The sequence below is a fragment of the Nocardia sp. NBC_01009 genome (genome assembly GCF_045208035.1).
Taxonomy (GTDB): Bacteria; Actinomycetota; Actinomycetes; order Mycobacteriales; family Mycobacteriaceae; genus Nocardia.
Map to the genome: position 1 here is coordinate 3,609,289 of NZ_CP108695.1, position 23,004 is coordinate 3,632,292.

The window sequence follows — 23,004 nt, forward strand, 5'->3', positions numbered from 1 at the left end:
CGAATCAGCCTGAAAGTAACCGTATCCGCGCCGGATTTGTCTTGCTTCAATGCCAGAATGCACCAACCACGCACGTTCTTCACCGGCCTCCGTGGCCGCACAATCGCCGCAGTGCTCGTCGCGGCGACCGCTGCGACGCTCGGTCTGGCCGGCTGTGCGAACAGTGACAAGACCTCGGCCACTACCGTCGCCGACGTCCCGCTGCCGACCGAGATTCCCGCGGGCACCAAACTCGTTGTCGCCGACCAGCAGGAGCGGCTGCAATCGGTGCTGCGGTTGTCCGGCGAACTGGATAAGCTGCCGTTCAAGGTCGAATTCGCCAACTTCATCGGCGGGCCCGCGATTCTCGAGGCCTTCCGTGGCGGCGCCGCCGACGTCGCGCCGGTGGGCGATGTCCCGCCGATCCACGCGCTGGCGGCCGGGCAGGACGTACCGATCGTCGCGGCGTACCAGACCAGCGCCAGCGCACTGAAGCTCGCGGTGGCTCCCGGCAAGACCGCAACCACGCTGGCCGATCTGAAGGGCAAGAAGATCGCCTACGCCGAAGGCACCGCCCAGCAGGCTGCGGTGTTGCGCGCGTTGGCCAAGGCCGGGCTGAAAACCGGTGACGTGCAACTGATTCGGTTGCAACTGGCCGAGTTCCTCGACGCGGTGCGTACCGGGCAAGTCGACATCGCACCGCTGATCGAGCCGAACGTCACCCGGCTGCTGCGCACGCCGGGCACCTCACTGATCCCGGACTCCGAGACCACCGGTATCTACGGCGGATTGGCCTACCTGTACGCGCGCCGTGCCGTCGTGCAGGACCCGGCGAAGGCCGCGGCCACCCGCGCATTGGTCGGCGCCTACGTGCGGGCGCACCAATGGGCCAACACCCACCAGGATGAGTGGGCGCGTCGGTATTACGTCGACATCCAGAAGGTCAGCGCCGACGACGCCCAACGCATCGTCGAATCGCTCGGTACTTACACCTTCCCGCACCTGGACCAAGCGCTCATCGACCGCCAGCAAGCGACCATCGATGTCATCGACGGTGCCGGTGAGCTGCCGAAGAAGGTACGCGCCGCAGGCGGTTTCGACCTGCGCTTCGACGCTCCCGTCACCCAGGCCGTCACCGAAAGCGGCGCCGCGTTCGAAGCGAAGGCACGGTGATGGCCACCGTGGATGCCGGTGTACTCGGCCGGTTCGGCCGTGCCCGCACGGCCCCGGCGCCGGTGCTCGCCCGGCGCAAGCCGAGTCGGCCCAGGCTCGGCCCCGGTCGACCGATCCCGTTCGGCATCGCCGTCGGACCGGTGCTGCTGGTGGCCGCCTGGGTGATCGGATCCGCCTCCGGCACGCTGGATCCGGAGACACTGCCCGCACCGTGGACGGTCGCCGAGACCGCGGGTGACCTGATTTCCGATGGCAGACTGCAGTCGAACCTGCTCACCTCCGTCAAACGTGCCGGCGTCGGGCTCGGCCTCGGTGTCGTCATCGGGGTGGTGCTCGCAGTGATCGCGGGACTGAGCCGGATCGGTGAAGCCTTGGTGGACGGGCCGATTCAGATCAAGCGGGCGATCCCGACGCTGGCGCTGATTCCGCTGTTCATCGTGTGGTTCGGCATCGGCGAGGAGATGAAACTGCTCGTCATCACCACCAGTGTGGCGATTCCGATCTACCTCAACACGCATGCGCAGCTGCGCAGCGTCGACTCCAGGTATGTGGAACTCGCGGCGACGGTAGGGCTTTCGCGCTGGGGATTCATCCGGCGGATCGCGCTGCCCGGATCGCTGCCCGGGTTCTTCACCGGCCTGCGGCTCGCGGTGACCATCGCCTGGCTCGCGCTCGTTGTCGTGGAGCAGGTCAATGCCACCAGCGGCATCGGCTATCTGATGACGCAGGCCCGCACCTACGGCCAGATCGACGTGATCGTCGTCGGACTGGTGATCTACGGCCTGCTCGGTTTGTTCGGCGATATCGCCGTGCGCGCGGCGGAACGGAGGGCACTGTCATGGCGGCAGACACTGGCCGACTGAACGTGGTGCGCACCCGCGACCTGTATCGCGGGTTCGGTGACAGGGCGGTCTTGCGCGGCATCGACCTCGATATCGCGCGCGGCGAATTCGTCGCGTTGCTCGGCCGCAGCGGTTCGGGCAAGAGCACCCTGCTGCGGGCGCTGGCCGAATTGGACTACGACGTGCCGGGATCGGGCGAGCTGACCGTGCCGACCGAACGCGCCGTGGTCTTCCAGGACTCGCGGCTGCTGCCATGGATCCGGTTGCTGGACAATGTGACTCTCGGCCTCTCCGGTGCCGGAGCCGCCGATCGCGGGCGCACCGCGCTGGCCGAGGTCGGCCTTGCCGGTCGGGAAAAGGCGTGGCCCAAGGAGCTTTCCGGCGGCGAGCAGCAGCGGGTCGCGCTGGCGCGCTCGCTGGTCAGGGAGCCGCAACTGCTGCTGGCCGACGAACCGTTCGGTGCGCTCGACGCGCTCACCCGCATCAAAATGCATGCGCTGCTGCAGGACCTGTGTGCCGAGCACAAGCCTGCGGTGCTGCTGGTGACCCACGATGTCGACGAAGCCGTGCTGCTCGCCGACCGCGTGCTGGTCCTGGACGAAGGGCGGATCGCGCTGGATCAGCGCATCGACCTGGCACGGCCACGCCGCCACAGCGATCCCGGCTTCACTCGGCTGCGGGAATTGCTGCTGGCCAGCCTCGGCGTCGACACCACGCCACCTCACATCGACGAAGAGAAGAAGGCGTCATGAGCTCACCGCGTCAACTCAGCCTTAATGCGTTCATCTACCCCTCTGGGCATCACGAGGCAGCGTGGCGGCACACCGACAGTCAGCCCGGCCGGATCTACGACGTCGCCTATTACCAGGAGATCGGCCGCACCGCCGAAGCCGCGAAACTCGACGCGGTGTTCTTCGCCGACGGGCCGGCATTGCGTACCAATGTCAAACACAATGCGGGCTCGGGGCTGGAGCCGATCACGCTGCTCACCGCCATCGCCACGGCGACAACCCATCTCGGCTTGATCGCAACCGCCTCGACCACCTACTACGAGCCCTACAACCTGGCCAGGCTGTTCTCCACCCTGGACCACATCTCCGGCGGCCGGGCCGGGTGGAACATCGTCACTACCGGAACCGACCTCGCCGCAGCCAATTTCGGTCTCGCCGAGCATCCGTCGCACGCCGAGCGCTACGCCCGAGCCAGAGAGTTCGTGGATGCGGTCGTCGCGCTGTGGGACAGCTGGGAAGACGACGCGATCGTGCTCGACCAGGCGGCAGGGATCTACGCCGACCCGGACAAGATCCATCCGATCGACTTCGTCGGCGAATATCTGAAGGTGCGTGGGCCGTTCAATGCGCCGCGCACGCCGCAGGGGTATCCGGTGCTGGTGCAGGCCGGGGCGTCCAATGACGGCCGCGCGTTCGCGGGCAAGTACGCCGAAGCGATCTTCACCGCGCATCAGCGCCTCGAAGACGCGCAGGCTTTCTATTCCGATATCAAGGCGAAGGCCAGGGAATTCGGTCGCGATGCCGACCACATCAAGATCCTCCCCGGCATCAGCCCTTTCATCGCCGACACCGAGGCGGCCGCCAAGAAGCTGGAACGGGAGTTCAACGAGCTCACCGTCCCCGAGTACGGCCTGAAGCAGTTGGAGGGCATCGCGGGCAAGAGCCTGCGCCACCTCGCGCTCGACGAGCCGGTGCCCGTCGAATTGTTCAGCGACGCAGGCGATGTCACCGACAACGCCCGTAGCCGCCTGCAGGTCGTCGCAGGCATCGTGCAGCGCGAACGCCCCACCGTCCGCGGCCTGCTGCACCGCCTCGCGGGCGCCCGTGGGCATCGCGTATTCGCGGGCACACCAGAGCAGGTGGCCGACACCATCGAGGAATGGTTCCGTAACGGCGCTGCCGACGGCTTCAACGTGATGCCGCCCTACTACCCCGGCGGTCTGGAGGTCTTCGCGGAAACCGTGGTCCCGATCCTGCAGCAGCGCGGCCTCTTCCGCACCGAATACACCGGCACCACGCTCCGCGACCACTTCGGCCTGCCCCGCCCCGAAAGCCAATTCGCCCGCCGCCCGGCCTTGGCACCTTGAGCGCGCCCGGAGAACTTGACGGTCCCAGTCCAGCTCACACCGGATCAGGCGCGCAGCCGGGGTGAGTCTCCGCCTCGTCGGCACCTGAACTCACCAGCGTGGCAGTCGCCTCGGCCTCGCTTCCGGTGTGAGCACGTCGTGTATCAGTGCATCCCTTCGGTCGGCGTTTGCTGGTCGAAGGTATGCCTGACGAGGAGGTCTCGGCAGGCAGTCACGCCCTGTTCGTTACCAAGCTGATTGTTGCGGGTATGGCGGGTGTGGCATTGATCGCTGGTGCTGCGAGCGGGTGGAGGTGGGTGATCCTTGGTGGCTGCTCGTTGTTCTTCGCCGATTTCGCACTCTGGCTCGTTTGGTACTCAGGGGTTTCACACCTGTGACTCTCGAGCATCCCGAGCCTGGCCCGGTCCCGCAACCACCGTTGTTTTGGTTGGTGCTGGTAACCGTCTGGGGCGTGTTTCCCGGTCTGCTCGCAGTGCTCGCGTGTCGACGGCCACCCGAACGTGCGCTCGATCGTCCACAACTGCCGCCGACCGGACCCGCGAGCGTCTATCGCTGGTGATCTACGGGGCCGTCTTCGATGGCGACAGCGAACGCGCCATAAGCGGTGAGGGCGCAATGTTCGAGTGGAGCGATCACTCCTACCGTGATCTGCTCGCGCGACACGCAGAACACTGCCGACAGCGCAATATCCGACATAGTCCGGACAACCTGTAATGCCGCTGGTCGCGCGGTTGATGCCCGGCCTCGGGTTCGCTCAGCCTAAGCGCTGGGCCGAACACGAGGGTGGGCGTGAATATCGGCAGTGTGGTCTTGGATGAAGCGGCCCGCGGCGCGGAGCGCGTCGGCGGCTTCGGGCAGAAAGGACCAGAAGATGTGGAAGTTGTGGGTATCCACGGGGTAGAGCTCCAAACTGATGGCCACATCGTGGGCGCGGGCGTGATCTGTGAGCCGGTGCGCGTCGGTCAGATGGTTATCGCCAGTGCTGGCCTGGATGAGCATGGGCGGTAGGCCGGTCAAGTCGGCGAGCAGTGGGGCCACGAAGGGGTTGTCGTCGGAATGCCCGGCCAGGTAGTCGCCGATGATGCGCTGATGGAATCGGGCCTGCGCAGGTTCGGGTGCGGGCTCGGACTCTGAGTGCTCGGGACAATGCAGATCGATACCGGGGCAGAGCAGTACCGCCGCGGCGGGCATCGGAAGCTGCTCTTCCCTGATCCGGAGCAAGGTGCACAGGATCAGGTGCGCGCCGATCGAATCGCCGGTCAAGGTGATCCGGCCGGGATCGGTGCCGGTTTCCAGCAGCCAGCGGTAGCCGCGCAGGGCATCCTCGACCGCAGCCGGGTAGGGGTGCTCGGGTGCGAGGCGGTAGTCCAGCACGAGGGTGGTGGTGTTGGCGGCAACTGTCAGCGCACCCGCGAGCGCGCGGTAGCCGAAGGCCGATCCGGCGATGTAGCCGCCACCGTGCAGATAGAGCACGGTCCCGGCATCGGGGCGAGCGGGTGTCAGGAGCAGACTCGATACCCCGCCGGCGGTGATCGGCCGGATCGAGATCTCCGGCGGTGCCGGGAACTGCGCGTGTAGATCCTCGTATGCCGTACGCATCGCGTGGAGTTCGGCGTCGACCGCACCTAAGAGCTCCCAGTAGCGGGTGATGTGAGCCAGCAGTTCTCCACCGACCGCTCGCGTCGCCACCACCGCCTCGTCGACCCCCTCGAGGATGCGGCGGGCTCGGTCCAGCAGCGCCTCGCCCGCCAGCGTGAGTTCCACCTGATGGGTGGTGCGGCGCAGTAGGTCACAGCCGATGAGTCGTTCCAGCGCGCGAATCTGCCTACTCAAGGCCGGCTGCGAAACGTAGAGCCGGGCGGCGGCCCGGCCGAAGTTGAGCTCCTCGGCCACCGTGACGAACGCCCGGAGGTGGCGCAGTTCGATCGCGTCCGGCGTGGTCGGCGCAACGGACACACTCTCATCCGACTGGGAACTCATCTCAGCAGTATTGCCGATTCATCGCCCCCGCGGTCATGCCGTACTCGCAAGACTGCCATGCGCATTCGGACCTTCCCTGCCGTACTCCCGGGGTGCCAACGTTGGCCTATGCCTTCCGCACCAGCACCGTGCCGGGTCGCCGAGTTGCACCTGCGCACCACCGTCGAAGACCGGAGCGCCAGGGTCTATTGGCCCGGTCCCACCGGCCCGCCGCCGCGGCCGCTACTGCTGCAATTCGAGATCGGCGGCCCGGAACCAGCAGACGATTTCGACGCATTGTGCCGAAGACTCTGCCGCAGCCACGATTTCGTCGTGCTATCGGTGCGCTACGGGCCGCGTTCCGGACAGGCTCCGGCGATCGTCTCCGATGCGATGCACACCCTGGAGTGGGCCGCCGACCACGCATCCGCACTCGACGCCGACCCGGCCCGGTTGCTCGTCGAAGGCCGCGGCTCGGGCGGCGCTCTCGCCGAATCGGTCCGCCGCCGTACTCAGGAGTTCGGCTGGCCACCCCTACTACCTCCACTGCCCTTTCCCTGACTTCAGGAGATTCACAACATGATTCATCGCAGCATTCTGATCTCCGGCGCGAGCATCGCCGGGCTGACGTTCGCCCACTGGCTGAGCCGGTACGGATTCCAGGTGACCGTCGTGGAACGAGCGCCCGCTCCTCGTCCCGGCGGCCAGGCCGTCGATCTGCGCGGCGTGGCCAAGGAGGTGGCCGAGCGGATGGGTGTACTGCCTGCCATCGAACGAGCGCGCGTGTACGAGCGCGGACTGGCCTATGTCGATGCCGACGGTAAATGGAAGGCGAGCATGCCTGCGGAACTGTTCGACGGTGCGGGCGCGGTCGCCGAGATCGAGATCCTGCGCGGCGATCTCACCGATATCCTGTACGCGTCCAGTCGCAGCGGCGTCGAGTACCTGTTCGGTGATTCCATCACCGAACTGCGGGAAACACCCGACGGCGTCGTGGTCGACTTCCAGCGCCACGCATCACGCGCCTTCGACCTGGTCGTGGGTGCTGACGGCCTGCACTCGAACGTGCGCAAGCTGGCTTTCGGACCTGAGTCCGAATTCGTCCACCACCTGGGTGCGTACCTGGCGTACTTCACCGTGCAGGTCGAGGGGCTGCAGCTCGAAGACTGGTTTGTCATGCACAACGCCCCCGGCGGCCTACTTGCCGCGATCCGGCCCGAGGGGCCGAACAGCGCCAAGGCCATGTTCGGCTTCACCGCGACCGATCTGGTCTACGACCGCCACGACCGGCTGGGCCAGCAGCGGATTCTGCGCGATCGGTTCGCTGAAATGGGTTGGCACACACCGCAATTGCTGAGTTCGATGGGTCAGGCGCCGGATTTCTTCTTCGACAGCATCAGTCAGACCCGCATCGATCGATGGTCACGCGGACGCGTCGCGCTGATCGGGGACGCTGGGTATTGCGGCTCACCGCTGTCCGGCAACGGCACGGCAATGGCGATGGTCGGAGCGTATGTCCTGGCCGGGGAGCTGGCTCGAAGCCGCGACGACTATTCGACCGCGTTCACCCGTTATCAGGAAGTACTGCGCCCCTACGTCACCGAATGCCAAAAGCTGCCGCCCGGCGGTGTCAACGGCTTCCTGCCCGCCAGTCGCGCTGCCATCGCCATGCGTAACCTGTCGGTCCGGGCGATGACCTCCGCACCGTTGCGCGCAATGATGGCCAAGTCGCTTCAGAAGGCCGACGCCATCAGCTTGACGGACTACCGCGAATTCGAATCGGTCGCCGCCGGACATCATTGAACAGCCGAATGCGTTCTCGGGCGCTGAGCATGCCGGGTGCGGCTCAGAATATCGAACGGTCGCGGCACACCGAACGGTCGCGGTCGCCGCGCCCCGCTCCGCCGTCGACAACGAGCTCGGCAATCGCCGCGCGGCTCGTCGGTAGGTAGCCCCCGGCCCGAATTACCTACAGACGACAGATTCCCCGCCGCCCGGGCGCACCTACTGTCGAAATCCATTGTCACCGCATAACACTGAGCCGACACGGAGTCCCCATGCCTTACTTCACCGCCGCCGACGGAACCGAACTTGCCTACGAGGACTACGGCACGGGCACGCCGCTGGTGTTCCTGGCGAGCTGGGCGCTCAACGCCGACATGTGGGAATACCAGGTCCCCTATTTCCTCGAGCAGGGGTACCGGTGCGTACTGCTCGATCGGCGCGGGCACGGCCGTTCCGATCGACCGTCGAGCGGATACGATGCCGACACTCGCGCCGACGACGTAGCCACCTTGATCGATCACCTCGACCTGCGTGACATCATGCTGGTCGCGCACTCGGCAGGCGGCGGCGAAGCCGTCCGCTACCTGGCCAGGCACGGACGCGACCGGGTTGCCGGACTGGTGCTGCTCGCCACCACCCTGCCGTATCTCGAACTGACCGAAGACAATCCCGAGGGTGTGCCCGCCGCGCTGTGCGATGCCACCGTCGCCGAGCTGCGCCGCGATCGCCCCAACTGGTTCGCCCGCCGCGCCCAAGCCTATTTCGCCACCCAGTTCAACGCCGTGTCCGCGGCGGTGATCGACAACGAGGTCCGCCGCTGTTTGTCCGCGGCACCGTTTGCCCTGACCGCGGTGTGGCAGGCCACCTTCGCCACCGATTTCCGTCCCAACCTGCGCCAGCTGAGCGTGCCCACGCTCATCGTGCACGGCGGCGTCGACCAGTCGGCGCCGGTCGATCGCACCAGTCGGCGGGTCGCGAAACTGTTGCCCCACGCCGACTTCCGCGAATATCCGACCGCCGGGCACGGCCTCTACATCACCCACGCCGAGCAGCTGAACAACGATATCCACGAATTCCTTGTCGACCAGGCGACGGTCGCACCCGACCGCGGTTGACGTCTGATTGTCGCTGATGCGGGTCCAGACTGCCCGATAGACCTGCGCCGACTTCACCAAATCGCCGAATACTCGCCGATACCACCCGCTGACCGCACCGCGCGGGTGCTCGTCGAGCACTGCCCACAGCCACCGGAAGCAACCACCGCGAACAGAAACATCCGCACATGCCGCCTATCGGGCGGCTCGCCAGACACACCAACATGCCGATTATGTGATGGTTCGTCTGCATCACACGAAACGTCGGCGCGCGTGTTGGGTGACTCGGCAGCTACCGCGAGGCTGGGGGCAGGAGCCGGCCGCTGAGGACGGGACGGTCGATGCGGGCATCTTCTTCAGGCACCCCGACGCCGAGGTTCTCTGCAAGCCTGTAGAACATTCCGCGGGATCCCAAGGGGCCGTATTCGTGGCCGTATTCGTCTTCTTCGAGTCGGGCGCCGAGGGCCTGCATCTCGGTGTCGAAGCGGTGCGGGTCACTGCCCGTCCGTTTGAAGATGTCGGTGGTGCGGAGTCCGGTGATGAGGCGGCCGTCCTCGGCGTATTGGAACACCACTCCCGGTTTCATGGTGGCGTGCAACTCCAGTGCCGCGGTTCCGATCGAGGCGCGCAGCATCAGTCCCCGGTCATCAAGGGATTTCCAACTACCGTGCTCCTCAACCCAGGCCCAGCTTCTGTAATGCCCTGCGGTGACGACATATCCGTCGGATGTGTAGAGAAGGTTGCCCAGCTCGTAGTGGAAGTCATCCGGCCCGCGCATCGCCACCGTGTCTTGGTCGACGCCCATCCGCTCCAGAAGCTCCCGGGCGTTGATCTGACGCGCGAAGGTGAGGCTGACCAGCGGCAGATCCGTGTCGTACATCCACCCGAGGCCACCAGTCGTGGTGTTCACGACGCCCCCGGTTCGTTGATCGCGATCAAGGTCGGGAAACACAGTCCATGATCATGAAACCAGGCGTCGTCATCAGCTGAAGCGGTCACAGCGGCTGACACTGCCATGAGCCACCGACATCCATGGCCGGGCCGCCCGGGACCGTCGTCTAGTAGCGACGGCCACTCGGCGGACAAGCCGGTTCCACGCGCCGGGCTGTTTGCGGGACTCGATGGAAGTCCAACGTCCGGAAGTGCCGCTGACCGCGCCGTCCGAATCGGCCAGCTTGGGGGAGTGGTGCGATTCGGCGGTGTCAAGAACGATCGTGACCTCACAATTCGCCGATGCGACATCTAGCATGGGCAGACCGCCGTCGAAATTCACTGACAAACGACGTCACAGCTCACCGATGTAGCCACGCCATCTGGGCGGTCGGCCATCGGCACGCGATACGGACGATTAGACCAGGTATAGGGGTGGCCGCACGTTGCTAGGCCGCTCGAGGCGATCACGGTTCAGCAATGCGAAGAAGCCGGGGGCGTTGTCATCCGGCGCGTTGAGCAGCCGGTGACGAAGAACGACAAAGTCGCGTGCCCGGCACCGGGCAAGACAATCCGCCTGTGGTGCGTCGGATCCCAACGCCCGCGGGGTCGAACGTCGCGCCGACGAGCGCCAGCTCGACCACCACCTGATCATGGTCGTCGGTGCCGAAGTTGCCCCGAGGGCAATGTGCCGAATTCCGGGTTCGGCCGGCGGCGCCAGGTGCGGTTCGCGGTCAGCGGACGCGGGTGCCGAGGAGGTGGCGGACGCCGCCGATGAACAGTTGCAGGCCGAAGTCGAAACGGGCGGTGGCGTCGGGGGTTTCGTCGAGGGGGGAGGCGTCGTCGGGGAGGGCGCCGACCGAGTCCATTTGCATCCTGGACTGTTCGTCGACTGTTTGGCCGAGGACGTAGTACAGCAGGGTGTAGGCGGCCAGTTCGGCTTCGTGCCGGGGCATGCCTGCGCGGATTGCCGCGCTCACCAGGCGTTCCCGGCCTTTGTTCGTGGTGAGACGGGAGGCGTAGGTGGCCGAGACCAGTTCGGCGCCGTCGCGGTAGGCCAGCAGGCAGTTGCGCAGCCGATGCGCCAGTTCGGTGATCTGGCCCGACCATTCGATCGCGTCGATCGGCTCGTCCATCGGCGCGAGAATCTTGTCGGCGACCGCGCCGAGCAACGCCTGTTTATTGGGGAAATGCCAGTACAGGGCCCCGGGCTGCACTTGTAGTGAGCCCGCGAGTCTGCGCATGGTCAGATCGGCGAGACCGTATTGGTCGAGAATGGCGACAGCGCCGTCGACCACGTCCGCCCTGTGCAGTTGCACCCGGATTCCTTCCCCGTCGTGTTTTGACTCACTCTTACCATTACCCTAGCCTGAACACCGTTCAAGTTGCACGGCCACCTGGGGTGAACCCCAGCGGATAGACCGTGTACTGCACCGGACGAAGGGATTCGTGCAGTGACCCAGGCACCCGTTCAGACCGATATCTTGGCCATTGCCCGCGAGCAGGTGCTCGAGCGTGGTGTCGGCCTGAGTCAGGAGCAGACCCTAGAGGTGCTGCGGCTCGGCGACGATCGGCTCGAAGACCTACTGGCCCTCGCGCACGAGGTGCGCATGAAGTGGTGCGGCCCCGAGGTCGAGGTCGAGGGCATTATCAGCCTCAAGACCGGCGGCTGCCCGGAAGACTGCCACTTCTGTTCCCAGTCCGGCCTGTTCCAGTCGCCGGTGCGCGCCGCCTGGCTCGATATTCCCAGCCTCGTCGAGGCGGCCAAGCAGACCGCCAAGTCCGGCGCCACCGAGTTCTGCATCGTCGCCGCTGTCCGCGGCCCGGACGAGCGGCTGATGGCGCAGGTCGCCGCGGGTGTCGAGGCCATCCGCAACGAGGTCGACATCCAGGTCGCCTGTTCGCTGGGCATGCTCACCCAGGAGCAGGTCGACCAGCTGGCCGCCATGGGCGTGCACCGCTACAACCACAACCTGGAGACCTCCCGTTCGCACTTTCCGAACGTGGTCACCACGCACAGCTGGGAAGAGCGCTGGGACACCCTGCGCATGGTGCGCGAAGCGGGCATGGAGGTGTGCTGCGGCGGCATCCTCGGCATGGGCGAAAGCCTGGAGCAGCGCGCCGAATTCGCCGCCGATCTCGCGAAGCTCGATCCCGACGAGGTCCCGCTGAACTTCCTCAACCCGCGCCCTGGCACCCCTTTCGGTGACCTCGAAGTGCTGCCTGCCTCCGACGCGCTGCGCGCTGTCGCCGCGTTCCGACTCGCGTTGCCGCGCACCATGCTTCGCTTCGCCGGCGGCCGCGAGATCACCCTCGGCGACCTCGGCGCCAAGCAGGGCATCCTCGGCGGCATCAACGCCGTCATCGTCGGCAACTATCTGACCACCCTCGGACGGCCCGCCGAAGCGGACCTGGATCTGCTCGGCGAGTTGAAGATGCCCATCAAAGCGCTCAACGAAACGCTCTGACCCGCCCGCCTTGCGACGAAAGGGGCAGGCGCGATGAGTACTGTCATGGATATGGACGAGCGCTACAACCCGTTCACCGGTAAGCGGATCGTGCCGGGTCTGGATGACCCGGTGCCGACCGCTGCCGCGCTGGGGCTGGAACCGCCGCGCTTCTGTGCGGAGTGCGGTCGCCGGATGGTCGTGCAGGTGAGCCCGGACGGCTGGTGGGCGAAGTGTTCACGGCACGGGGTGCTCGACTCGGCGAGTCTGGAACGCCGCTAGTGGTGGCGGGTGCGGCGGGGATCCGGCGTGAGGTGCGCGCGGCGGTGGTCGTCGGTGTCGCGGTGTTGCTGCTCAGCGTGCTCGGCGGTGTCGTGTGGGGTTGGCTGGCCCCGACCGAGCAGCTGCTGGTGGTCCAGCCCGGCCGTGGCTCCACACTGACCGGGGAGAGCGTGCATCAGTTCGACGCGCTCGCGATCTTCGTGTGCATCGGCGCGGTGACCGGCGTGCTGTCCGCGGTGGGCGCGTGGCGGTGGCGTGCGGTGCGCGGGCCGATTGTGCAACTCGGGCTGCTGGCCGGGTCTCTCGCCGGTGCGTTCGCGATGTCCTGGGTGGGCGAGCAGCTCACCCGATGGCAGCATCCGCGTCCGCACGATCCGCCCGTCGGGCAGATCGTGGTGCTGCCTACGGAGGTGAGCAGCTGGCTGGCATTGATCGTGCAGCCGCTGCTGGCGTCGCTGGTGGTGTTGTTCGTCGCCGCGCTCTACCCGTCGGACGATCTCGGCACCGGAAGCAGCGGCCCATTCGGGGCGACCCCGCCGGTCGGTGATCGATCCTTCTCCGGGGCAAGCGTTTACCGGTCGTACGTCGCCGAGCATGCGGGTAGTGGGGCCGTCCCACACGGCGAGTACGGGCCGGCCCGGGAGCCCGGATCCGGTTCGATGCCGGGGTCTCGCCCCACCTACTGACGCGGTGGCCGAACTGTTGCCTGCGGGTCGGTGCCGAAATACCACGACAACCTAGAATTGTGGGGACACGCTCTGCGTTCAGAGAGGAACGGGTCGTGGCGTTCGTCGGTAACGGGCCAGTCGTCGAGGAGCTCGACGCGAAGTTCTGGCGGGTGGCCGCGCCGCTGGTCTATCACGGTGCGGACGAGGAATTCGTTATCCCCGAAGGCTTCCGCACCGATTTCGCGTCGGTGCCGCGTGCGTTCGTCTGGTTGATACCCCGCTACGGCGCCTACACCAGAGCCGCGATTCTGCACGACTACCTGCGTAGCTCCGGCATGGTGGGCGTGGCCGACGCGGACGGCATCTTTCGGCGCGCGCTGCACGAGGCGGGCGTTTCGGTGCCGCGTCGCTGGATGATGTGGGCCGCAGTACGTCTGGGCAGCCGCCTGCGTGGCGCAGGCCCGCTGGATATTGCCCGCTTTGTGCTGATCGCCGCGCTGGCAGTCCCGTTCCTCGCCATTCCGGCGACCGTCGTACAGCTGTTTCTCATTCTGTTCTGGCTGGTGGAGCTGCTGTTCTGGGGCGTGGCCGCCATCGGGCGCCGCGCGCCGGCGCCGCCACCGCCCACGCCGCAGATGAAGACGGCCTGACCTGCCGGGCGGCGGCCGACGATATCGCCGCGACATCGCGGTCGGCGCTGTGTGCGAGTGTTTGTGCTGCATCGCGTGCCCGAGTCGAATCGACAGGTGCGTTGTGCCGACACTCGCGATTCGCGGGACGCGCCTCGAGGTTTCGTGGCCGATCCGGCGCCAGCTGCTGTCGGCGAATTGACCGAATCTTCCGGTCCGGAATCGATCTCCCACCCTTCCAGCTGCACGTTCATTGGATCCGATGGTGGAGTCGTCCATCGGCGGGCGGCAAGCTGCCATGCTCGATGCAGGTCGGAGGCGCTCGCTCCGACGCCGAGCCCGCCGGTTCGGCAGTCTGTGTCCGACATCGATCTCTAGCAGAGCCAAAGCTCGGTCCGCTCCGAATATGCCTACGGTGCCACGGGTTCCGAACGCGGCCCTGACACGGCGGATGCCACCGCTTCCGAGAACGCAGGGGGTTCTTCGGAATCGGCGATATCCGCGGCCGCGGCGCCGGCCGATAGGGGCATCGGCCGGCGCCGCCATTGCTCGATGTCCGATTCGAGCAATGGCGGCACCGTCATGACGGGTGCGGAGGACGGCAGCGACCTGAAGGCGCGACCGCGGCTGAGTCGCACCCACGACAGTGTCGAGTGCGGGTGGGCGCCGCACGTATGTCATCCATGCGAATAGGTCGACGCTCGAAGGCGTTGCACTTGCAGATAAATGAGTGGAGTGCCGACTGCTGCCGCCGCTACCGTGGATCGGCAGTCGTTTCGACGGTGGGAAGGAGGTGTTGGCAATGAACGAACGTAACCAGGCGCTGGTGTTGGCGGGGATATACCCGGAGCACCGTGGGGAGCGGCCGGATTTGGTGGCGTGGCGGCGGCGCGCTGCGCTGCGCCGGTCCAGTGCTGCGCAACCTGTTCCCAGCAAGCGGCAGTATCGCCGGACGCGGAAACATAAGAATCGGTCGCAGGATTCGTGACGCGGCGGTATTCGATAGGACTGTCGACCGCTGACGGCTCACCGGTGATGGGTGACTGCTGACAGCTGACCGGTGTCGGCTGGTCCGGTGACGGCCGACAGTGACGGGTCGACTGCTGACGGTCGCCAGGTGACCACTGATGGGCGACGGCTGATTGGTGACCGCTGACCGCTGACCGCCGACGGCGGAGGTCGCCGAGTCGGGTGCGGTCCGCGTTCGGGGGAACGCGGCCATGACCGCTGTTCGGGGGCGACTGGACAGTCAGCCGTGCCGGGCCCAGACTCGGATGATAAGTAGTGTCGCCGGTGGGGTGCAGAATGCGTGATGACTGGTGCCCGAGTGTGGCCGAGCGGGTCGATCAGCTGTTCGCGACGTTTCACGCGCGGACGGAACCGGAGCGGTCCGGCGACGAAGTGGCTCGGGAGCTGACGCGGCGGGTGGGGTTCCCGGTATCGGCCGGGGTGTTGAAGGCGTTGCGGCGCGGGGTTTCCGATGGCGATCCCGCGGTCCTGGTCGCGTTGGCGGGCTATTTCGGTGTTCCCGGATGCTATCTCACGGATTCCGGTCCAGAAGTCATAGTGCTGCATCGGAATTTGGAGCTGTTGCGGAGCATTCGTGCGGCCGGTGTCACCCGGTTGGCGTTGCGTGGTGGCGGTGCCCTGCGTGCGGATGCCGACCTGTCCGCCCTGGTGCGGGCGCTGGATGCCCTGTGAGTCCCGATCCGCGGAGGGATCCGATCATCGAGCAGCTGTGGCGGATGGCGGAATTGCTCGCCGTCCCACTGCCGTGGACCCTGGCGGCATTCATAGAGCGGGCCGAAGCTGTGACAGGCAAGCGAATTCGGCTATTGCCGGTGGCGGGTCTGCACACCGAGGGAGCACCGTGCGGGCTGGTCTTGGAACGCCCGGCCGAGATCGTCATCGCCTGTGACGCAGCGGCTTCGGATGCGGATGTCGGTCATATCGTTCGGCACGAGGTGGGACATCTGCTGTTGAACCAGATCGGTGGCGCGCCGGACCGGTCGATGACCGAAGCCGTCGAGGCCCTGTTTCCCGAATTCGACCGCGATGAGGTGCTGCACGTTCTCGGACCACAGGATCGCGGCGACGAAACCGTCCGACAGTGCACCGTCCCGCCATGCTGATTGCCGCCCGGTAGCCGGGCGGCCATTCGGCCCGCGGTACCGGGTGCCCGACAGGGTGCGCTGAGACTGCTGTCCGCGGGGTTGCCTGCGGGCCTGTGACGCGTAGTCGGTTTTCGTGTCTTTGGCCTGCCTGCATCTTGCGATAGCGGCCGCGAACCACGGTCCGGCATCCGGTCTGCCGGGTGTCGGACCACCTGCGGCGCAGCGGCGTGAGTGGGGGGTGTCGGCCACCAACCACCCGACCCACAGGCGGCGGTCAGGTCGGCGGGCGCAACGCCGCGAATTCGTCGGTGACGCGGAGGCCGGAGTCGGTGAAGCGGTACACCGCGGCGGGCCGACCACCCGCGCGGCCGGGGGCTGCGGTGGCGCCGGTGGGAGTGATGACCCTGCGCCGGGTCAGGACTCGTTGCAGGTTCGTGGTGTCGACGTCGTAGCCGAGTGCGGCGCAATAGATTTCGCGCAGGGTAGACATGGTGAAGCGGTCGGGAGCCAGGGCGAAGGCAATGTTGGTGTAGGAGAGTTTCGCGGCGAGTCGGGTGCGGGCGTGGTCAACGACCGTGCCGTGGTCGAAGGACATATCGGGCAGGGCGGAGACCGGGTGCCACGCGGTGTCGGAGGGCAGCTGTGGATCCGCGGTCAGCGGGACGAGTCCGAGGTAGGCCGAGGCGATGCGGCGCGGGTGGGGGACCCGGTCCGGCTTGCTGAAGACCGACAACTGCTCCAGGTGGGTCAGCTCGCGTACGTCGACCTTTTCGGCGAGCTGGCGCCTGGCCGAGTCGTCGAGGTCTTCATCGTCGCGCAGTCGGCCGCCCGGTAGCGACCAGGTGCCCTTCTGTGGGTCGAGTGCGCGCTGCCACAGCAGCACGGCGAGTTCGGTTCGTTGGTCGGGTGGGCAGCGTCGGATGACCTCGCCGGAGCGCTCTGCGGGGCCGGGAACTGCGGTGATATCGGAGGGGAAGCGCCGGACCTGGAACACCGCGGTGAGCGATTCGTGGATGGTGTTACTATGGGGCACGTTTTCGATTATAAGTCGAAAACCTGGTTTGGTGCGAATTCGGCGGTATTGCCGAGCGCATGGAGGAAGGAGCCACCATGGCGACGATGGGAGCAGAGCTCGCAACCGCGCCTGGCACCACGCTGATGGAGCAGGTCACCGACGGGCCCTCGGGATTCACCGGCGTCGAGGGGACGCCCGAGTGGGCGCAGGAGATCAAGCGATTGGCGCGCGAGCGCAACGCCACGATTCTCGCGCACAACTACCAGCTGCCCGAGATCCAGGACGTGGCCGATCATGTCGGGGACTCGCTGGCGCTGTCTCGGATCGCGGCCGAGGCGCCCGAGGACACCATCGTGTTCTGTGGCGTGCATTTCATGGCGGAGACGGCCAAGATCCTCAGCCCCGAGAAGACCGTGCTGATTCCGGACCAGCGGGCAGGCTGCTCGCTCGCCGATTCCATCACCGCGGACGAATTGCGTGCATGGAAGGCTGAATTCCCGAACGCCGTCGTCGTGTCGTATGTGAACACCACGGCCGCGGTGAAGGCACTCACCGACATCTGCTGCACCTCCTCGAACGCGGTGGACGTGGTCGCCTCGATCGACCCGGACCGCGAGGTGCTGTTCCTGCCGGACCAGTTCCTCGGCGCACACGTCAAGCGCGTCACCGGTCGCGAGAACATGCAGATCTGGGCGGGCGAATGCCACGTGCACGCGGGCATCAACGGTGAGGAACTGCAGGAGCAGGCCCGCACCCACCCGGACGCCGAACTGTTCGTGCACCCCGAATGCGGTTGCGCCACTTCGGCGTTGTACCTCGCGGGTACGGGTTCGTTCCCGGCCGACCGGGTGCACATCCTGTCCACCGGCGGCATGATCGATGCGGCCAGGGCCGCCAAGTCGAGCCAGGTGCTCGTCGCCACCGAGGTCGGCATGTTGCACCAGCTGCGCAAGGCCGCCCCCGGCATCGACTTCCAGGCCGTCAACGACCGGGCGTCGTGCAAGTACATGAAGATGATCACCCCGGCCGCGCTGCTTCGGGCCTTGGTGGAGAACCGCGACGAGGTGCACGTCGATCTGGAAACCGCTGCGCTGGCGCGTAACTCGGTACAGCGCATGATCGAGATCGGCAACCCGGGCGGTGGGGAATGAATGCCGCTCGCGCGATGCTGGAAACGGTTGCGCTGGAATATGATCCGGTGCGCCGGCGGACCGACATCGGTAATCGGGCACGCGTGCTCGTCCGGAGCGGCAGGAGCAAATGACGATCGCGCCGCCCCGGATCGACTGGGAGGCCGACGCCGACCTGATCGTGATCGGCGGCGGTGTCGCCGGTCTGACCGCGGCGCGCACCGCGTCGCTGCGTGGCCTCCGGGTGCTCATCCTCAGCAAGGGCGGAGCGACCGACACCTCTACCCAGTACGCCCAGGGCGGGATCGCTGTCGTCGCGCCGCACGGGGATTCGGTGGAGTCGCATGTGGACGACACCGTCGAGGCCGGTGCCGGGCTTTGTGATGTCGATGCGGTGCGGTCGATCGTCGAAGGCGGTCAAGACGCGATCGCCGCGCTGACGGACCTGGGTGCGGTATTCGATCTCGGTCGCGACGGCCAGATTTCGCGCACCCGCGAGGGTGGGCACAGCACTCGACGGATCATCCACGCCGGCGGCGACGCCACCGGCGCTGAGGTGCAGCGTGCACTGAACGCGGCCGGCCTTCCGGTCCTCTTCGGGACCGCGGCACTGGAGATCGTCACCGGTCCCGGCGGCGTGCAGGGCGTGATCGCAGTGTCCGAGCGCGGATTCGGGGTCGTGCACGCACCGGCGGTGCTGCTGGCCACCGGCGGGCTCGGCCAGCTGTACGCCCTCAGTACCAACCCGCCCGGGGCGACCGCGGACGGTATTGCGCTGGCGCTGTGGGCCGGAGCGACTGTGGCCGATCTCGAATTCGTCCAGTTCCATCCGACGGTGCTGTACACACCGGGCGGGACCGGTCGCAGGCCGCTGATCAGCGAGGCCGTCCGCGGCGAGGGCGCGACACTGGTGGATTCCGAAGGCAATTCGGTGACCGCTGGGGTGCACCCCCGTGGTGATCTGGCACCGCGTGACGTGGTGTCGCGGGCCATCGCGGCGCGGATGCGGGCACTCGGCGCCGACCATGTGTATCTCGATGCCAGGTCCATCGACGGATTCCCGCAACGGTTTCCGACGATCACCGCCTCCTGCCTGGCCGCGGGCATCGATCCCCGCACCGACCTCATCCCGGTCGCTCCTGCCGCGCACTACCAATGCGGCGGGGTGGTCACCGACACACACGGTCGTACCGCCGTCCCCGGCTTGTACGCGGCGGGTGAGGTAGCGCGAACCGGCCTGCACGGCGCGAATCGGCTGGCCTCCAACAGCCTGCTCGAGGGGCTCGTCGTGGGCGAACGCGCCGGGGCGGCCGCGGCAGAACGCCTCGGCGAGGAAGTGCCCATCACCGAAATCCCGCTCCGCGCCGTACCTCGCGTCGATCGAATGCTGGTGCAACAGTTGATGACCGCCCACGGCTCCGTCGTCCGCGATGCCGCCGGTCTGTCCGATGCGACACGCAGGCTGGAGCACGCGGTGCTGCATCGAGTGACGCGGACGGGCCATGGTTCCGCCGGTTCGGCGGTGCGTGACAGCAGTGCGGCCCCGAGCGGTGCGGCGGCGATCGATCCGTCGATGGACGATGTCGCGGCGATTCCCGCCGATCGGGCGGTGCAAGACGGTCGTGGGGTGCGCAATGGCGTGGCGGTGCACGATAGCGCCGCCGAGCACAAAGACGCGTCCGCACCGAATGGCGTCGTGCCGCTACCCGGCCCTGCGCACGGCTCGCCCAGCAGCATTGCGGCGCAACGCATCGCCGAGTTCGAGGACGCCGCGCTCACCTTGACCGCCCGAGTGCTGCTGCTGGCCGCCGCGGCCCGCACCGAGAGCCGCGGTTGCCACACCCGCTCCGACCATCAGGAGCCGACCGAACGCCAGCAACACAGCGTCGCATTCCGCCTGGGCTCCGAGGGCCAACCGGTCCCGGCCCCCGACGGATTCGCCGTCGCCGACCCCTGGCCCCGAGACTCCCTCCCGAGCGCATCGTGACCGCCGGGGCGATCAGTGGCACATGGTTGCGGCACAACGCGGGAAGCGCCCGCGATGGTGTGCCACTCACCTCGGCTCGGGGCCTCGAATACTGCCCGCTGCGGGCGTGGAGAGTAGGAGTGCAGTGATGAGTTCGGATAGTGGGCTCGAGCGGGGCGAGGTGCTCGCGCTTATTCGTACGGCGTTGAATGAGGATCTGCGGTACGGGCCGGACATCACCACTGCGGCAACTGTTCCCGCGGATGCGGTGGTGAAGGCATCGGTGGTATCGCGGCAGCCGGGAACGGTCGCCGGGCTCGATGTCGGGTTGCTCGTCCTCGACGAGGTGATCGGGGCAGGGAACTACGAGGTCACCGACCGAGTGGCCGATGGCACCCGGGTGACACCGGGGCAATCGGTGCTCGGACTGGTTGCACCGACGCGCGGCCTGCTCACCGCCGAACGCACCATGCTGAATCTGGTCTGCCACCTGTCGGGCATCGCGACGGCCACCGCCGCGTGGGTCGACGAGGTCGCCGGCACGAAATGCCGGATCCGCGACAGCCGTAAGACATTGCCCGGCCTGCGCGCCCTGCAAAAGTACGCGGTGCGGGTAGGCGGGGGAGTGAACCACCGAATGGGTCTCGGCGACGCCGCGCTGATCAAGGACAACCACGTGGTCGCTGCCGGTTCGGTGGTCGAAGCGCTGCGCGCGGTCCGCGCCATGGCCCCCGACATCGCCTGCGAAGTCGAGGTCGACAGCCTCGAACAACTGGACGCGGTCCTGGCCGAAAACGTGGAACTCGTCCTGCTGGACAACTTCCCGCTCTGGCAGACCCAGGCCGCCGTCCAGCGTCGCGACGCCGAGGCCCCGCAGACCCGACTCGAATCCTCCGGCGGCCTGACTCTCGACGACGCCGCCGACTACGCCCGCACCGGCGTCGATTACCTCGCGGTGGGCGCACTCACCCACTCGGTGCGAGTGCTCGACCTGGGCTTGGATATGTAGGCGGACCGTCCGTGGCCGAGCCCGCATCACATCGCCGACGCGCGTCCGCTCAAGCCGTGAGTTCACGCTCGAGCGGGGTGCGGAAGCGGGGGATGGCGCGGATATCGCCGAACCAGCCGGTGGTGCGGGCGACTTCGGCCTCGATCATGGCCGAGGCGTCGGAGCCGACGTCTTCCAGCAGGCGGTAGGCGATCTCGCCGTCCTTGCGCTGCGCCCAGCCGCCGACGATGCGGCCGTCGCACCAGATGGTGGGTCCGATATTGCCGTTGCGGTCGAACAGGGCCGGTGCGTGCGGGCCCAGATACCAGTCGCGGGATTGCCAGCCCATCGGGGTGGGGTCGAGGGCGGGCAGCAGCGAGACCCAGGGGTCGGGGGTGGGGACGGGCTCCAGGTCGTCGGCGAGCAGGATGCCGGTGACGCCGTCCAGGTCGACCTCGACGGTATCGAGGAGGGCGAGAGCCTTGCGGACATCGCCGAGGGACCAGCCGGTCCACCATTTGATATCTGCAATGGGGGCGGGGCCGAAGGTCGACAACCACTTTCGGACCAGTTCGGCGCGGGCGTGGTCTGCGGGCATCGTCGCGACACCGTCGGGCAGCCACGATTCCACCGGCGCCCAGCTGTATTGGCTGCTCGTCCAGCTGCCGTTCGGGCGACCGCGCACGATGCGGCCTTCGACACCGAGGATCACGAGCACCCAGGTGGTGATGCTGGTCGGCTTCGAATATGCCTTCCCCGGCGCCGGATCCACCTGCGTGCGCAGGCGGGGCACGTCTTTGCTCAGCTGGGCGCCGGTGGCCGCGCCGCGAGCAAGTAGCGCCTTGTGGGTCTCGTCTTCGACATCGGCCAGCCATTCGCGGACATTGCCGTCGACCACACCCGCTACCTCGAGGAACTTGCCGTAGGTGCGGCGCTGCTTCTCGGCAAGCGCGTCCGCGCACGAAGCCTGCAGCACCGGCAACAGCTCCACCGGCGCGACGAACATGGTGCGTCGCATCGCGAGCAGCCGTAGCAGGGTGCGGTCGTCGTACAGCGCCTGCTCGACGTGTGCCGGAGTGGCGGTGTGGCTGCGCGCGCCGACCGACAGGAACACCGTCGCCGGATCGGTCGCGTGCAGCACGACGAGCGACCGTGCGATATCGGTGACCTCATCGGTGCGGGCGGCAGTGGCCAGCCGGTGTCGTACCGCGAGTCGGGCTCGCCGCTGTGCCGCATCAATCGAACGCATAGGCGAATCTTAACCGCCGAGCCTGCCGTGGCCGATCCGGCGATGACGTCAGAGGCTGATCGAGGCCGCATCGGACATGCGGCGATTCAAGCAGGCCATGACAACTCCCCGGAACGATGCTCCTCGCCAGCGGCAGACCCGTGCCAGGCCCGAACGTGGATCGACGATCGCGGACGACAGCAGGCGGCAGCGCGACTCGCGCGCTCCGAATTGCCGTGCCTTGTTGAGGATTACCGGGTTTCGCCTGCGCTCAGTCCGCCGGTCGCCAGGCGCGCACGAGGTCGAGCAGGCCGGGGAAGCGCACGTCGAGGTCCTTGATGCGCACGCGGCTGCGCCGTTCGAGCCCATACTGCTGCTGGCGTGTGACGCCCGCCTCGCGCAGCACGCGAAAGTGGTGGGTGAGTGTCGATTTCGGTCGATCGATGCCGAACCAGCCGCAGGAGCGATCGGTGTCGGGCGATTCCAGCAGCAGCTTCTGCACGATGTGAAGTCGCAGCGGGTCGCTGAGGACTCCGAGCACGTCTTCGAGGCGGAGATCGGCGCGGGCGGGCTCGGGCAGCGGCGCGGCGGTGGTGTCTGGTGCGCGGGTGGCCGACGGCATCGGGTCTCCTCGGTTCGTGGACGCCTTGTACGAGTTCTATCGTACAGACGTAAGT

General features: G+C 67.2%; 22 protein-coding genes. 16 read left to right on the top strand and 6 right to left on the bottom strand.

Annotated features, from left to right (window positions below; genetic code table 11):
- The first annotated feature begins 57 nt into the window (after positions 1-57).
- The 4 genes from OHA42_RS16110 to OHA42_RS16125 are packed head-to-tail and all read left to right on the top strand — an operon-like array spanning position 58 to position 4,092.
- Complete coding sequence (locus OHA42_RS16110) at positions 58-1,152, top strand: ABC transporter substrate-binding protein (protein ID WP_406237958.1); 1,095 nt, start codon at positions 58-60, stop codon at positions 1,150-1,152.
- Complete coding sequence (locus OHA42_RS16115; protein WP_406237960.1) at positions 1,152-2,015, top strand: ABC transporter permease; 864 nt, start codon at positions 1,152-1,154, stop codon at positions 2,013-2,015. Before OHA42_RS16110 ends, OHA42_RS16115 begins: the two co-directional genes overlap by 1 nt.
- Positions 1,991-2,746 carry an ABC transporter ATP-binding protein gene (locus tag OHA42_RS16120; protein ID WP_406237961.1) on the top strand — a complete coding sequence of 252 codons (756 nt, stop codon included), beginning with the start codon at positions 1,991-1,993 and terminating at the stop codon, positions 2,744-2,746. The genes OHA42_RS16115 and OHA42_RS16120 overlap by 25 nt, the downstream gene beginning before the upstream one ends.
- Positions 2,743-4,092 carry an LLM class flavin-dependent oxidoreductase gene (locus OHA42_RS16125; RefSeq protein ID WP_406237963.1) on the top strand — a complete coding sequence of 450 codons (1,350 nt, stop codon included), beginning with the start codon at positions 2,743-2,745 and terminating at the stop codon, positions 4,090-4,092. Before OHA42_RS16120 ends, OHA42_RS16125 begins: the two co-directional genes overlap by 4 nt.
- A gap of 759 nt (positions 4,093-4,851) precedes the next feature.
- Here the strand turns inward: OHA42_RS16125 and OHA42_RS16130 are convergent.
- Positions 4,852-6,072 (bottom strand): alpha/beta hydrolase fold domain-containing protein, encoded by a 1,221-nt coding sequence (locus OHA42_RS16130; protein ID WP_406237965.1) that lies wholly within the window; start codon positions 6,070-6,072, stop codon positions 4,852-4,854.
- A gap of 108 nt (positions 6,073-6,180) precedes the next feature.
- Between OHA42_RS16130 and OHA42_RS16135 the strand changes: the two genes are divergently transcribed.
- From OHA42_RS16135 to OHA42_RS16145, 3 genes are all read left to right on the top strand, one after another.
- Positions 6,181-6,612 carry an alpha/beta hydrolase gene (locus OHA42_RS16135; RefSeq protein WP_406237967.1) on the top strand — a complete coding sequence of 144 codons (432 nt, stop codon included), beginning with the start codon at positions 6,181-6,183 and terminating at the stop codon, positions 6,610-6,612.
- An 18-nt stretch (positions 6,613-6,630) separates the two neighbouring features.
- Positions 6,631-7,854, top strand: coding sequence for an FAD-dependent monooxygenase (locus tag OHA42_RS16140; protein ID WP_406237970.1), 1,224 nt, complete (start codon positions 6,631-6,633; stop codon positions 7,852-7,854).
- Between the two features lie 254 nt (positions 7,855-8,108).
- Complete coding sequence (locus OHA42_RS16145; RefSeq protein ID WP_406237972.1) at positions 8,109-8,951, top strand: alpha/beta fold hydrolase; 843 nt, start codon at positions 8,109-8,111, stop codon at positions 8,949-8,951.
- Between the two features lie 271 nt (positions 8,952-9,222).
- Here OHA42_RS16145 and OHA42_RS16150 read toward each other — a convergent pair whose 3' ends face one another.
- Positions 9,223-9,810: a DUF6461 domain-containing protein gene (locus OHA42_RS16150; RefSeq protein ID WP_406237974.1), complete on the bottom strand. Its 588-nt coding sequence runs from the start codon at positions 9,808-9,810 to the stop codon at positions 9,223-9,225.
- A 784-nt stretch (positions 9,811-10,594) separates the two neighbouring features.
- Positions 10,595-11,179, bottom strand: coding sequence for a TetR/AcrR family transcriptional regulator C-terminal domain-containing protein (locus tag OHA42_RS16155; protein ID WP_406237976.1), 585 nt, complete (start codon positions 11,177-11,179; stop codon positions 10,595-10,597).
- 135 nt (positions 11,180-11,314) lie between these two features.
- Between OHA42_RS16155 and bioB the strand changes: the two genes are divergently transcribed.
- The 6 genes from bioB (at position 11,315) to OHA42_RS16185 (ending at position 16,018) form a co-directional block, all read left to right on the top strand.
- Positions 11,315-12,328, top strand: coding sequence for a biotin synthase BioB (bioB, locus tag OHA42_RS16160; RefSeq protein ID WP_406237978.1), 1,014 nt, complete (start codon positions 11,315-11,317; stop codon positions 12,326-12,328).
- 33 nt (positions 12,329-12,361) lie between these two features.
- Positions 12,362-12,589 carry a hypothetical protein gene (locus OHA42_RS16165; protein WP_328411524.1) on the top strand — a complete coding sequence of 76 codons (228 nt, stop codon included), beginning with the start codon at positions 12,362-12,364 and terminating at the stop codon, positions 12,587-12,589.
- Positions 12,589-13,275 carry a DUF2567 domain-containing protein gene (locus OHA42_RS16170; protein ID WP_406237981.1) on the top strand — a complete coding sequence of 229 codons (687 nt, stop codon included), beginning with the start codon at positions 12,589-12,591 and terminating at the stop codon, positions 13,273-13,275. The genes OHA42_RS16165 and OHA42_RS16170 overlap by 1 nt, the downstream gene beginning before the upstream one ends.
- Before the next feature lie 95 nt (positions 13,276-13,370).
- The gene (locus tag OHA42_RS16175) at positions 13,371-13,907 is read left to right on the top strand and encodes a DUF1353 domain-containing protein (protein WP_406237983.1); all 537 of its coding nucleotides are present in this window, start codon (positions 13,371-13,373) and stop codon (positions 13,905-13,907) included.
- A gap of 1,284 nt (positions 13,908-15,191) precedes the next feature.
- On the top strand, positions 15,192-15,587 hold the full coding sequence (locus OHA42_RS16180) for a hypothetical protein (protein ID WP_406237984.1): 396 nt from the start codon (positions 15,192-15,194) through the stop codon (positions 15,585-15,587).
- Positions 15,584-16,018 carry a hypothetical protein gene (locus tag OHA42_RS16185; protein WP_406237986.1) on the top strand — a complete coding sequence of 145 codons (435 nt, stop codon included), beginning with the start codon at positions 15,584-15,586 and terminating at the stop codon, positions 16,016-16,018. The genes OHA42_RS16180 and OHA42_RS16185 overlap by 4 nt, the downstream gene beginning before the upstream one ends.
- Before the next feature lie 256 nt (positions 16,019-16,274).
- Here OHA42_RS16185 and OHA42_RS16190 read toward each other — a convergent pair whose 3' ends face one another.
- Positions 16,275-17,033 (bottom strand): NUDIX domain-containing protein, encoded by a 759-nt coding sequence (locus OHA42_RS16190; protein WP_406237988.1) that lies wholly within the window; start codon positions 17,031-17,033, stop codon positions 16,275-16,277.
- 77 nt (positions 17,034-17,110) lie between these two features.
- Here OHA42_RS16190 and nadA point away from each other — a divergent pair, with 77 nt between their 5' ends.
- The 3 genes from nadA (at position 17,111) to nadC (ending at position 21,120) form a co-directional block, all read left to right on the top strand.
- The gene (gene nadA / locus OHA42_RS16195; protein ID WP_406237989.1) at positions 17,111-18,166 is read left to right on the top strand and encodes a quinolinate synthase NadA; all 1,056 of its coding nucleotides are present in this window, start codon (positions 17,111-17,113) and stop codon (positions 18,164-18,166) included.
- 109 nt (positions 18,167-18,275) lie between these two features.
- Positions 18,276-20,132 (top strand): L-aspartate oxidase, encoded by a 1,857-nt coding sequence (locus OHA42_RS16200; RefSeq protein ID WP_406237990.1) that lies wholly within the window; start codon positions 18,276-18,278, stop codon positions 20,130-20,132.
- A 127-nt stretch (positions 20,133-20,259) separates the two neighbouring features.
- Positions 20,260-21,120 (top strand): carboxylating nicotinate-nucleotide diphosphorylase, encoded by an 861-nt coding sequence (nadC, locus tag OHA42_RS16205; protein ID WP_406237992.1) that lies wholly within the window; start codon positions 20,260-20,262, stop codon positions 21,118-21,120.
- A 49-nt stretch (positions 21,121-21,169) separates the two neighbouring features.
- Here the strand turns inward: nadC and OHA42_RS16210 are convergent, their stop codons facing one another.
- Together OHA42_RS16210 and OHA42_RS16215 are read right to left on the bottom strand one after the other, a co-directional pair.
- On the bottom strand, positions 21,170-22,348 hold the full coding sequence (locus OHA42_RS16210; protein ID WP_406237994.1) for a winged helix DNA-binding domain-containing protein: 1,179 nt from the start codon (positions 22,346-22,348) through the stop codon (positions 21,170-21,172).
- Between the two features lie 250 nt (positions 22,349-22,598).
- Complete coding sequence (locus tag OHA42_RS16215; protein WP_406237996.1) at positions 22,599-22,949, bottom strand: ArsR/SmtB family transcription factor; 351 nt, start codon at positions 22,947-22,949, stop codon at positions 22,599-22,601.
- Positions 22,950-23,004 lie beyond the last annotated feature (55 nt).